The organism is Pseudomonas sp. QD4, assembly GCF_049199125.1.
GTDB lineage: Bacteria > Pseudomonadota > Gammaproteobacteria > Pseudomonadales > Pseudomonadaceae > Aquipseudomonas.
In genome coordinates this window covers 1-11,971 of record NZ_JBLZOM010000006.1, presented here as the reverse complement: position 1 = coordinate 11,971, position 11,971 = coordinate 1, and the positions used below count along the sequence as shown (strand labels likewise).

The following is an 11,971-nucleotide window of genomic DNA, read 5'->3' as shown; positions in this document are numbered from 1 at the left end:
TTTCCTCCTGGCGGAGCAGAGAGCGGGCAATCCAGCCCCGCTCTCGATTCGCGTCACGTGTTATTCGGTTTCCAGATCGATATCGATGCCGAGGGAACGAATTTCTTTGATCAACACGTTGAAGGACTCGGGCATGCCCGGCTCCATACGGTGATCGCCGTCCACGATGTTTTTGTACATCTTGGTCCGACCGTTCACATCGTCCGACTTCACTGTGAGCATTTCTTGCAGAGTGTATGCAGCACCGTATGCTTCCAGTGCCCAGACCTCCATCTCCCCGAAACGCTGACCACCGAACTGCGCCTTACCACCCAGCGGCTGCTGGGTAACCAGGCTGTACGAACCGGTAGAACGAGCGTGCATCTTGTCGTCTACCAAGTGGTTCAGCTTCAGCATGTACATGTAGCCAACAGTAACCGGGCGCTCGAACTTGTTGCCGGTACGGCCGTCGGTCAACTGCATCTGGCCGCTTTCTGGCAGGTCAGCCAGTTTCAGCATGGCCTTGATTTCGATTTCCTTGGCACCGTCGAACACCGGAGTGGCCATCGGCACGCCGCCGCGCAGGTTTTTCGCCAGATCCAGGATTTCCTGATCGGAGAAGCTATCCAGATCTTCGTTACGACCGCCGATCTGGTTGTAGATCTCGTCCAGGAACTTGCGCAGTTCAGCAACTTTACGCTGCTCTTCGATCATGCGATTGATCTTCTCGCCCAAGCCTTTAGCCGCGAGGCCCAGGTGGGTTTCGAGAATCTGACCAACGTTCATACGCGAAGGTACGCCCAACGGGTTGAGAACGACGTCGACCGGGGTGCCATTGGCATCGTGCGGCATGTCTTCAACTGGCATGATCACGGAGACCACACCTTTGTTACCGTGACGACCGGCCATCTTGTCGCCCGGTTGGATGCGACGACGGATTGCCAGGTAAACCTTGACGATTTTCAGCACGCCTGGAGCCAGGTCATCGCCCTGCTGCAGTTTGCGCTTCTTGTCTTCGAACTTGTCGTCCAGCAGACGGCGACGATCAACGATATAGGCCTGAGCCTTCTCGAGCTGCTCGTTAAGAGCGTCTTCAACCATGCGCAGTTTGAACCACTGACCATGCTCAAGACCGTCGAGTACTTCGTCGGTGATGTCCTGACCTTTCTTCAGACCGGCGCCGCCTTCGGCTTTATGGCCGACCAGAGCGGAACGCAGACGTTCGAAAGTAGCGCCTTCAACGATGCGGAACTCTTCGTTCAGATCCTTGCGGATCTCGTCGAGCTGGCTCTTCTCGATCGACAGTGCACGAGCATCACGCTCAACGCCGTCACGAGTGAAGACCTGTACGTCGATGACAGTACCTTTGGTACCGGTAGGTACGCGCAGGGAGGTGTCTTTAACGTCGCTGGCTTTTTCACCGAAGATTGCACGCAGCAGTTTCTCTTCCGGAGTCAGCTGGGTCTCGCCTTTCGGAGTGACCTTGCCCACCAGGATGTCGCCCGCGCCAACTTCAGCACCTACGTAAACGATACCGGCTTCGTCCAGCTTGTTCAGTGCAGCTTCACCCACGTTAGGGATGTCTGCAGTGATTTCCTCTGGCCCAAGCTTGGTGTCACGTGCCACACAGGTCAGTTCCTGAATGTGGATCGTGGTAAAGCGGTCTTCCTGAACAACTCGTTCCGACAAGCAGATGGAGTCTTCGAAGTTGTAACCGTTCCAGGCCATGAACGCGATGCGCATGTTCTGACCCAAGGCCAGCTCACCCATATCGGTGGACGGGCCGTCAGCCATGATGTCGCTACGCTGAACACGATCACCTTTACGCACCAGCGGACGCTGGTTGATGCAGGTGTTCTGGTTGGAGCGGGTGTATTTGGTCAGGTTGTAGATGTCGACACCGGCTTCACCGGTTTCAACTTCGTCATCAGCAACACGAACCACGATACGGCTTGCATCAACGGAATCGATAACACCGCCACGACGAGCCACGACGCAAACGCCGGAGTCACGAGCTACGTTACGCTCCATGCCGGTACCGACCAGCGGCTTGTCAGCACGCAGGGTGGGTACAGCTTGACGCTGCATGTTGGAACCCATCAACGCACGGTTGGCATCATCGTGCTCGAGGAACGGGATCAGCGACGCTGCAACCGAAACTACCTGCTTCGGCGATACGTCCATCAAGGTGACGTCTTCCGGCGCCTTGACGGTGAACTCGTTCAAGTGACGAACAGCTACCAGCTCGTCGATCAGCATCTTCTTGTCGTTCATCGTGGCCGAAGCCTGAGCGATCACGTGATCAGCTTCTTCGATGGCGGACAGGAACACGATCTCGTCGGTAACCAGAGCGTCTTTCACCACACGGTACGGGCTCTCGAGGAAGCCGTACTGGTTGGTGCGCGCATAGGCCGCCAAGGAGTTGATCAGACCGATGTTCGGACCTTCCGGCGTTTCGATCGGGCATACACGACCGTAGTGAGTCGGGTGTACGTCACGAACTTCAAAGCCAGCACGCTCACGCGTCAGACCGCCCGGGCCCAGTGCAGAAACACGGCGCTTGTGGGTGATCTCGGACAGCGGGTTGTTCTGGTCCATGAACTGGGAAAGCTGGCTGGAACCGAAGAACTCTTTCACCGCCGCAGCCACTGGCTTGGCGTTGATCAAGTCTTGCGGCATCAGGCCTTCGCTTTCAGCCATCGACAGACGCTCTTTGACCGCACGCTCAACACGTACCAGGCCAACGCGGAACTGGTTCTCGGCCATTTCGCCTACGCAGCGAACACGACGGTTACCCAGGTGATCGATGTCATCGACGATGCCCTTGCCGTTACGGATGTCGACCAGAGTCTTCAGGACCGCAACGATGTCTTCCTTGCACAGCACGCCCGAACCTTCGATCTCGGTACGACCGATACGACGGTTGAACTTCATCCGGCCGACCGCAGACAGGTCATAACGCTCAGGGCTGAAGAACAGGTTGTTGAACAGGGTTTCGGCAGCGTCTTTGGTTGGCGGCTCGCCAGGACGCATCATGCGATAGATCTCGACCAGCGCTTCCAGTTGGTTGCTGGTGGAGTCGATCTTCAACGTGTCGGAGACGAACGGACCGCAGTCGATATCGTTGGTGTACAGAGTTTCGATACGAACGACCTGAGACTTGGCGATTTTTGCCAGGATCTCGGTATTCAGCTCGGTATTGCACTCTGCCAGGATTTCGCCGGTGGCCGGATGCACGATGACCTTGGCGGTAGTGCGACCCAGGACGTAGTCCAGAGGCACTTCCAGCTCTTTGATCCCGGCTTTTTCCAGCTGGTTGATGTGACGAGCGGTGATACGACGACCTTGCTCGACAATAACCTTGCCCTTGTCATCCAGAATATCGAGAACGGCAATTTCACCACGCAGGCGCTGAGGCACCAGCTCCAGGCTAAGGTTTTCACCCTTCACATGGAATACGTTGGTGGTATAGAAAGCGTCCAGCACTTCTTCTGTGGTGTAGCCCAGCGCGCGCAGCAGTACCGATGCAGGTAGCTTGCGACGACGGTCGATACGTACGAATACGCAATCTTTCGGGTCGAACTCGAAGTCCAACCACGAACCACGGTAAGGAATGATCCGCGCCGAGTACAGCAGCTTACCGGAGCTGTGCGTCTTGCCACGGTCGTGGTCGAAGAAAACGCCAGGGGAACGGTGCAGCTGGGAAACGATTACACGCTCGGTACCGTTAATTACGAAGGTACCGTTCTCAGTCATCAGGGGGATTTCACCCATGTAGACTTCTTGCTCTTTGATGTCCTTGATCGCTTTGTTCGACGATTCTTTGTCGAAAATGATCAGGCGCACTTTTACCCGCAAAGGTACGGCGTAAGTTACACCGCGCAACACGCATTCTTTGACATCAAACGCCGGTTCGCCCAGACGATAACCGACATACTCCAACGCAGCATTGCCGGAGTAGCTGATGATCGGGAAAACGGATTTGAAGGCCGCATGCAGGCCCACGTCGCGGAACTGATCTTTAGTCGCTCCCGCTTGCAAGAATTCACGATACGAATCCAGCTGGATGGCCAGGAGGTACGGCACATCCATGACGTCCGGCAACTTGCTAAAGTCCTTGCGGATACGTTTTTTCTCAGTATATGAGTAAGCCATCAGCGTTCCCCAGCTTGGTCACCTGCTTGTTTGGCCCCTCCCGACGGGAGCAGCCAGAAAATCGTGCAAACCCCATGGTTTGCGCCACCGCACAGGGTGGTTACAGCTCGTTAGAGACACCGACCCAGTCGGCTGCCAATAACGGAAAAAGGCCGGTGGCAAGAGCCACCAGCCATCAGCCTGTCGCTTAACGCTCGGGCTGGAAACGCAAAGTCGATGCTTACTTCAGCTCGACTTTAGCGCCTGCTTCTTCCAGAGTTGCTTTGGCTTTGTCAGCTGCTTCTTTAGCTACAGCTTCCAGAACCAGGGCAGGAGCGCCGTCAACTACAGCCTTGGCTTCTTTCAGGCCCAGACCGGTCAGTTCACGTACAGCCTTGATCACGTTAACTTTCTTCTCGCCAGCTTCGAGCAGCATGACGTTGAATTCAGTTTGTTCTTCAACAACGGCAGCAACAGCAGCTGGACCAGCGGAAGCAGCGGCAGCGGAAACGCCGAACTTCTCTTCCATGGCCTTGATCAGCTCAACGATTTCCAGAACGGATTTTTCGCCGATTGCTTCGATGATTTGGTCGTTAGTCAGAGACATGACTATAAATTCCTGTATTGGGGTGACGGCCTAAGCGGCCATCGAAATAAACAATAAACGCAAAAGGAGATGCTCAGCCTTAGGCTGCGGCAGCTTCTTTCTGGTCGCGAAGAGCCGCCAGAGTACGAGCCAATTTGCTGGTTGCGCCTTGAATCACGCTCATCAGCTGAGAAATTGCTTCGTCACGGGTCGGCAGGCTTGCCAGTACGTCGATCTGATTAGCTGCGAGGAACTTGCCCTCGAACGCAGCTGCCTTGATCTCGAACTTGTCCTGACCTTTGGCAAACTCTTTGAAGATACGAGCAGCAGCGCCCGGATGTTCTTTGGAGAATGCGATCAAGGTCGGGCCAGTGAACACGTCGTTGAGCACGTCATATTGAGTGCCAGCAACAGCGCGCTTGAGCAGGGTGTTACGTACAACGCGTACGTAAACGCCAGCTTCACGGGCCTCTTTACGGAGTCCGGTCATAGCGCCTACTGTCACACCACGGGCATCAGCCACGACAGCGGACAGAGCAGCTTTGGCAGCCTCGTTGACTTCAGCGACGATGGCCTTCTTGTCTTCGAGTTTAATTGCCACGGGTTTAACTCCTGCTTGTTACCGTTTCATCCAACCGAGGCCGGATGTCGTTTTGGTGTCTGATTCGGTAAGGAACCGGGAGCACCATCTGCGTAGGCTTGAGGTTTAAGACTTGCGTCGCCTACGGTCTTGGATAGCCCCCGCCAGGCAGGGACCCCAATCTTTCAGTTGGCGCAATCGCTTGCACCAACTTGTGTTCTTATACGTCCAGCGAGCCTTGGTCGATGACCAGACCTGGGCCCATAGTGGTGCTCAGGGTAACGCGCTTGACGTAGATGCCTTTCGAAGAAGCTGGCTTGATACGCTTCAGATCAGCGATCAGTGCTTCAACGTTTTCCTTCAGCTTGACGGCGTCGAAACCGACCTTGCCAACGGAAGTGTGGATGATGCCGTTTTTGTCGGTGCGATAACGAACCTGACCAGCCTTGGCGTTTTTAACCGCGGTAGCTACGTCTGGAGTTACGGTGCCGACTTTAGGGTTAGGCATCAGGCCGCGTGGACCGAGGATCTGACCCAACTGACCTACAACGCGCATTGCATCCGGGGAAGCAATTACGACGTCATAGTTCAGGTCGCCGCCTTTCATTTCGGCAGCCAGGTCGTCCATGCCAACGCGATCTGCGCCGGCAGCCAGAGCTGCTTCAGCAGCTGGGCCTTGGGTGAACACAGCAACGCGAACGGTCTTGCCAGTGCCGTGTGGCAGCACAGTAGCGCTACGAACGACCTGGTCGGATTTACGCGGGTCAACACCCAGGTTTACAGCAACGTCAACGGACTCGCTGAACTTGACAGTCGACAGCTCAGTCAGCAGAGCAGCAGCGTCTACAAAGTTGTAGGACTTGCCCGCTTCGATTTTGCCGGCGATAGCCTTTTGGCGCTTGGTCAGCTTAGCCATTACACACCCTCCACGTTAAGGCCCATGCTACGAGCAGAACCGGCGATGGTACGCACGGCTGCATCCATATCAGCTGCAGTCAGATCCGCGTTTTTGGTTTTCGCGATTTCTTCCAGCTGAGCACGGGTCACGGTGCCAACCTTAACGGTGTTAGGACGAGCGGAACCGCTAGTCAGACCAGCAGCTTTCTTCAACAAAACCGAAGCCGGGGTCGACTTGGTTTCGAAGGTGAAGCTACGGTCGCTGTATACAGTGATGATCACTGGAGTCGGCAGACCTGGTTCAATACCCTGAGTACGGGCGTTGAAAGCCTTGCAGAACTCCATGATGTTCACGCCGTGCTGACCCAGAGCTGGACCGACGGGTGGGCTTGGGTTGGCCTGAGCGGCCTTCACTTGCAGCTTGATGTAAGCGGTAATCTTCTTGGCCATGAGGCACTCCAATTACGGGTTCAGACGCCTGAAAAGGCTCCCCGGTTACTTGCGCGTTTATCCCAGTGACGAAAAAACCCCACAGCCTGGGGCTGCGGGGTATGGGATTCTCGTTCAGTTATGCCTTTTCGACCTGACTGAACTCTAGCTCTACCGGGGTAGAGCGACCGAAAATGAGCACAGCCACTTGGATGCGACTCTTTTCGTAGTTAACCTCTTCGACCGTGCCATTAAAATCAGCGAACGGACCATCAGTGACGCGAACAACTTCACCTGGCTCGAACAGCGTCTTAGGCTTGGGCTTGTCGCTACCATCAGCGACGCGACGCAGGATAGCTTCCGCTTCCTTGTCGGTGATAGGCGCAGGCTTGTCGGCAGTACCGCCAATAAAGCCCATCACGCGAGGAGTATCCTTGACCAAGTGCCAAGTACCCTCGTTCATGTCCATCTGTACCAGCACGTAACCTGGGAAGAATTTACGCTCGCTTTTGCGCTTCTGGCCATTACGCATTTCAACCACTTCTTCAGTGGGAACCAGAATTTCGCCGAAGCCATCTTCCATGCCAGCCAGCTTTACGCGCTCTACCAACGAGCGCATTACATGCTTCTCGTAACCCGAGTAAGCATGCACAACGTACCAACGCTTAGCCACGGGACACCCTTAGCCAACAATCAAGGAAACAAGCCAACCGAGCAGGGAATCAAGCCCCCACAACAGCAACGCCATAACCAGAACAACAGCCACAACAATCAATGTGGTCTGCGTGGTTTCTTGGCGGGTTGGCCACACGACTTTACGAATCTCGGTGCGAGCTTCCTTAACCAGTACAAAGAAAGACTTGCCCTTGGCAGTCTGCAGGCCTACAAAGGCAGCTACAGCAGCAATAGCAAGCAAAGCGAGTACACGGTACAGGATCGGCGAAGCAGAGTAGTACTGATTGCCAACAACGCCAACGACCACAAGAGCGACTACTACAAGCCACTTGAGCAGATCGAAGCGAGAGCCTTGAGCTTCAGCCTTAGGAGTCATCTATGAAGATCCTGTGAAAAGAAAGCCAGACACACTGAGTGAATCTGGCAGGTCAGGAGGGAATCGAACCCCCAACCTACGGTTTTGGAGACCGTCGCTCTGCCAATTGAGCTACTGACCTAAAAACAAAATCAGGCCGACCATTATGCCGGCCCGATGAAGATATATCAACAACTTACTCGATGACTTTAGCCACAACACCCGCGCCGACGGTACGACCGCCCTCACGAATGGCGAAACGCAAACCATCTTCCATTGCGATGGTTTTGATCAAAGTAACAGTCATCTGAATGTTGTCACCCGGCATCACCATCTCAACACCTTCCGGCAGTTCGCAATTACCGGTCACATCAGTGGTCCGGAAATAGAACTGTGGACGGTAGCCCTTGAAGAACGGAGTGTGACGACCACCCTCCTCCTTGCTCAATACATAAACCTCTGCAGTGAACTTAGTGTGCGGCTTGACAGTACCCGGCTTAACTAGGACCTGACCACGCTCAACATCATCACGCTTGGTACCACGCAGCAGAACGCCGCAATTCTCACCAGCACGACCCTCATCGAGCAGCTTGCGGAACATTTCAACACCAGTGCAGGTTGTTTTGACCGTGTCACGAAGACCAACAATCTCAACCTCTTCCTGGATGCGAACAATGCCACGCTCAACACGACCAGTTACAACAGTACCGCGACCAGAGATCGAGAAGACGTCCTCGATCGGCATCAGGAACGGCTTATCAATAGCGCGCTCAGGCTGCGGAATGTAAGTATCCAGCGTCTCGACCAACTTCTTGACGGCAGTGGTGCCCATCTCGTTGTCGTCCTGGCCATTCAAAGCCATGAGAGCCGAACCAATGATGATAGGAGTATCATCACCCGGGAAATCATAAGTGCTCAGCAAGTCGCGCACTTCCATCTCAACCAGCTCGAGCAGCTCAGCATCATCGACCATGTCAGCCTTATTCAGGAAGACAACGATGTACGGAACGCCAACCTGGCGAGACAACAAGATGTGCTCACGAGTTTGCGGCATCGGACCATCAGCAGCCGAGCAGACCAGGATAGCTCCATCCATCTGCGCAGCACCGGTGATCATGTTTTTTACGTAGTCAGCGTGACCCGGGCAATCAACATGCGCGTAATGGCGCACAGCCGAATCATACTCAACGTGAGCAGTATTAATGGTGATGCCACGAGCTTTTTCTTCTGGGGCGCTATCGATTTTGTCGAAGTCAACCTTTGCCGAACCGAAAACCTCGGAGCAGACGCGAGTCAGAGCAGCAGTCAGGGTAGTCTTACCATGGTCTACGTGACCGATAGTACCTACGTTGACGTGCGGCTTATTACGTTCGAACTTTTCCTTAGCCATCGAAATCACCCTCAGGAGAAGAATTAAACAAGTCACACCAGCCATTAAAACAAAGGCAGATATTTTCATATCTGCCTTGTTATTATGGAGCTCTTGAGCGGATTTGAACCGCTGACCTCACCCTTACCAAGGGTGTGCTCTACCAACTGAGCTACAAGAGCAAAACACTTTGCACAACCTGAAAACTTGGAGCGGGTAGCGGGAATCGAACCCGCATCATCAGCTTGGAAGGCTGAGGTTCTACCACTAAACTATACCCGCGTAAGCTTGCAGCTCACGCTAAAAATGGTGGAGGGGGAAGGATTCGAACCTTCGAAGTCGTAGACGTCAGATTTACAGTCTGATCCCTTTGGCCGCTCGGGAACCCCTCCTAAGCGAGGCAGCATTTTATACTAAGCTGCCCTTCTGTCAAGCATTTTCTCATTAAAAACCTGAGGTTAGCTGCGTTGACCTCGCTTCGCGATTCCAACCCCAAGAGGTCTTCACTGCGAAGCGGGCGCCATTCTATGCAAACTATTCGACAGTTGCAATGCCTTCGCACGGCATTATTTTATGTTTTAACTCATTGAATTCCTTGGCAAGGTTCGTCAACTGCAATTCGTCCAGCAAATGCCTGCTTTCGGGCACAACACGCAGCCAATAACCGTTAGCGTTCGGCAGATTCACAAATTGCAATTGAGCCTCAACATTTAAGCCAATCAAGCTCCGCTCAAGCTGCTGAGCCTGGTCTCGACGAGCAAAGCCACCGACATAGAGACAACCAGCCTCCACCTCTCCAACCTTGCTCTTCTCGCGTCGGGCAACAACGTCGGCCGACTCGCTCAGCAAGCGGATATCCTGCTGCGAGCCCTTATACAAACTGAGCGATGTCACTTCTTTTGCGCGTAACGGTACTTCCTGCTGATGCCAGACGTAATAAAACACATTGAGAACCAAGAGCAGCAGGAACAACCAACGCATAGAAACCTCAGGTTAATGGGCAGGCCATGGCCAACCCGACAAAAACAAGATCCGGCACAAGCCGACCTTGCGGCACCATCCCCGAGACCAGGTCGGCGTCACCCCCGGTGAGAAAGACGACGAAGTCATCCCCCCAATAACTGCGCGCCAGCTCTAACTGGGTCAGCACAAACCCCCTCAGCATCAACAAGCAGCCTCGCTCTACAGCCTCGACTGTGGTGCACCCCGGAAGCAGATTGACCAGCGCACGCTCAGCGGACAGGTCATCGTAACGAATTCGCCGGGTATGAGTTCGCAACTGATTGCGCATCAAGGGCATCCCCGGACAAATAAAGCCCCCCAGGTGCTCACCGTCAGCGGCAATAAAATCCGCCGTTACAGCCGTTCCGAAATCGAGCACCAGACAAGCCCCTTTAGCCAGGCGAAAACCGCCCAACATGGCCAGCCAACGATCCAGACCGAGCTTTTCGAAATCCTCATACCCATTGCGCACGCCGGCCATCTCCCGAGCCGAACTGGCACAGGATACCGATACAGAAAATGCGTCGACCAATAGCGCGACCAGCTTGGCGGTTTCTTCTGCACTACGCACACTAACCAATCGGCAATGCGTCAGCGCAAGACCGGACAGCCCATGCAGACTCTCTGAAAGCACATGATCAGAATCGACCACGCCTTCGGCAAAAACCAAGATCGCATCTGCATGCAGCACACGCCATTTGATGAAGCTATTTCCACAGTCGAGCTCAAGAATCATCGCGTAACCTCAGGCTGAGCTCACCACCGCTGTAAACCCTCTCGACACCATCCACCATCAAGCGCAAAGCACCTTGGCGATCAATACCTACAACAACCCCGTCGATCTTGTTGACACCCGCAATGAGCGAGACAGGTCTTCCCTGCCATAAGTGGTTTTGTTCCCACTCTTCCTGGATAGCCGAAAATCCAGACAGCTGATGCCGATCCAGGTAGGACTTGAGCACGAGACTCAGTCGGGCCGCCAGTTCATTACGGTCAACGGTCTTGCCGGTCTCAAGCCTCACCGAGGTCCATTCCTGATCAACCTCGTCAGCACTGCGCATGTTCGCATTTATTCCAACCCCCAGGACCACATGACAGACATCCGCGGGATCTCCGACCAGCTCCAATAGAATTCCAGCTATTTTTTTCTGCCCGACCAAGACGTCGTTTGGCCACTTCAAGCCAGCGGAGCTGACTCCTAGCTCACGCAAGGCCTGCATCACCGCCAGGCCAACGACCAAACTGAGCCCTTCCAGCTGACGCATCCCACCTTCAATACGCAGGACAAGGCTGTAATAGAGGTTCTCGGCAAAGGGGCTGACCCACTTGCGCCCTCTCCGCCCACGCCCGGCGGTCTGGCGTTCGGCCAGCACCAGGAACGGCGAAGGCTGCCCACGCTCAATCAAGCGTAGAGCTTGCGCATTAGTCGAGTCTATCGAGTCGTAGACCAGCACACTCCAGGGGCAAACAGCTGCCTGCCGGCCAATCTCAGCGGAACTGAGGGGCGTTATAGGCGCCGCCAACTGATAGCCGCGCCCCCTGACCTTATGGATAGAGAGGCCCAGCTCGGCTTCCATCTGCTGCAGCTGCTTCCATACGGCACTACGACTGATACCCAGCGCATCGCCCAGGGCCTGCCCCGAGTGAAATCGCCCATCCTTAAGAAGCTCTAACAACATCAACATGCAAGTCTCGCCTCACAAAGAGGCAGGCATCATAGCTATGCACACGGGAGTTGCATAGAAAACAGCGGCACACAAAGTCGCTGAAGCAAGTAACTGAAGACAAGCCCCACTTATGAAGCCTTGGCTTTCCTGCGCGCAAAAACAAAACCCCTAATTGCGTTAGCAATCAGGGGTTCTGGAATTTAATCTTGACGATGACCTACTCTCACATGGGGAAACCCCACACTACCATCGGCGATGCATCGTTTCACTGCTGAGTTCGGGATGGGATCAGGTGGTT

11 protein-coding genes, 4 tRNA genes and 1 rRNA gene are annotated in these 11,971 nt (G+C 54.6%); all 16 read right to left on the bottom strand.

Annotation, left to right across the window (positions count from 1 at the left end; all coding sequences use genetic code 11):
- Positions 1-60: 60 nt before the first annotated feature.
- The gene (gene rpoB, locus ACOZJV_RS27425) at positions 61-4,134 is read right to left on the bottom strand and encodes a DNA-directed RNA polymerase subunit beta (protein ID WP_020297847.1); all 4,074 of its coding nucleotides are present in this window, start codon (positions 4,132-4,134) and stop codon (positions 61-63) included.
- Between the two features lie 220 nt (positions 4,135-4,354).
- Entirely contained in the window at positions 4,355-4,720 is a 366-nt protein-coding gene (gene rplL, locus ACOZJV_RS27420; protein WP_020297846.1) for a 50S ribosomal protein L7/L12, read from the bottom strand.
- Between the two features lie 79 nt (positions 4,721-4,799).
- The gene (gene rplJ / locus ACOZJV_RS27415; RefSeq protein WP_020297845.1) at positions 4,800-5,300 is read right to left on the bottom strand and encodes a 50S ribosomal protein L10; all 501 of its coding nucleotides are present in this window, start codon (positions 5,298-5,300) and stop codon (positions 4,800-4,802) included.
- A gap of 199 nt (positions 5,301-5,499) precedes the next feature.
- Complete coding sequence (gene rplA / locus ACOZJV_RS27410) at positions 5,500-6,195, bottom strand: 50S ribosomal protein L1 (RefSeq protein WP_003176434.1); 696 nt, start codon at positions 6,193-6,195, stop codon at positions 5,500-5,502.
- Positions 6,195-6,626, bottom strand: a complete 432-nt coding sequence (rplK, locus tag ACOZJV_RS27405; protein WP_003210097.1) for a 50S ribosomal protein L11 — start codon at positions 6,624-6,626, stop codon at positions 6,195-6,197. Before rplK ends, rplA begins: the two co-directional genes overlap by 1 nt.
- A gap of 118 nt (positions 6,627-6,744) precedes the next feature.
- The gene (gene nusG, locus ACOZJV_RS27400; protein WP_003317113.1) at positions 6,745-7,278 is read right to left on the bottom strand and encodes a transcription termination/antitermination protein NusG; all 534 of its coding nucleotides are present in this window, start codon (positions 7,276-7,278) and stop codon (positions 6,745-6,747) included.
- A gap of 9 nt (positions 7,279-7,287) precedes the next feature.
- Complete coding sequence (gene secE / locus ACOZJV_RS27395; RefSeq protein WP_009045851.1) at positions 7,288-7,656, bottom strand: preprotein translocase subunit SecE; 369 nt, start codon at positions 7,654-7,656, stop codon at positions 7,288-7,290.
- 45 nt (positions 7,657-7,701) lie between these two features.
- Positions 7,702-7,777: transfer RNA gene (locus ACOZJV_RS27390), tRNA-Trp, on the bottom strand.
- A 54-nt stretch (positions 7,778-7,831) separates the two neighbouring features.
- A complete protein-coding gene (gene tuf / locus ACOZJV_RS27385; protein WP_010467251.1) occupies positions 7,832-9,025 on the bottom strand; it encodes an elongation factor Tu in 1,194 nt (397 codons plus the stop codon).
- An 85-nt stretch (positions 9,026-9,110) separates the two neighbouring features.
- Positions 9,111-9,186, bottom strand: a tRNA-Thr gene (locus ACOZJV_RS27380).
- A gap of 26 nt (positions 9,187-9,212) precedes the next feature.
- Positions 9,213-9,286: transfer RNA gene (locus tag ACOZJV_RS27375), tRNA-Gly, on the bottom strand.
- Between the two features lie 25 nt (positions 9,287-9,311).
- Positions 9,312-9,396: transfer RNA gene (locus tag ACOZJV_RS27370), tRNA-Tyr, on the bottom strand.
- Between the two features lie 142 nt (positions 9,397-9,538).
- Positions 9,539-9,985, bottom strand: a complete 447-nt coding sequence (locus ACOZJV_RS27365; RefSeq protein WP_421548922.1) for a hypothetical protein — start codon at positions 9,983-9,985, stop codon at positions 9,539-9,541.
- Between the two features lie 7 nt (positions 9,986-9,992).
- Positions 9,993-10,742 carry a pantothenate kinase gene (locus ACOZJV_RS27360; protein ID WP_421548921.1) on the bottom strand — a complete coding sequence of 250 codons (750 nt, stop codon included), beginning with the start codon at positions 10,740-10,742 and terminating at the stop codon, positions 9,993-9,995.
- A complete protein-coding gene (gene birA / locus ACOZJV_RS27355) occupies positions 10,732-11,691 on the bottom strand; it encodes a bifunctional biotin--[acetyl-CoA-carboxylase] ligase/biotin operon repressor BirA (RefSeq protein WP_201128255.1) in 960 nt (319 codons plus the stop codon). Before birA ends, ACOZJV_RS27360 begins: the two co-directional genes overlap by 11 nt.
- Positions 11,692-11,877: 186 nt before the next feature.
- Positions 11,878-11,971 (bottom strand): 5S ribosomal RNA (rrf, locus tag ACOZJV_RS27350); the annotation flags it as partial.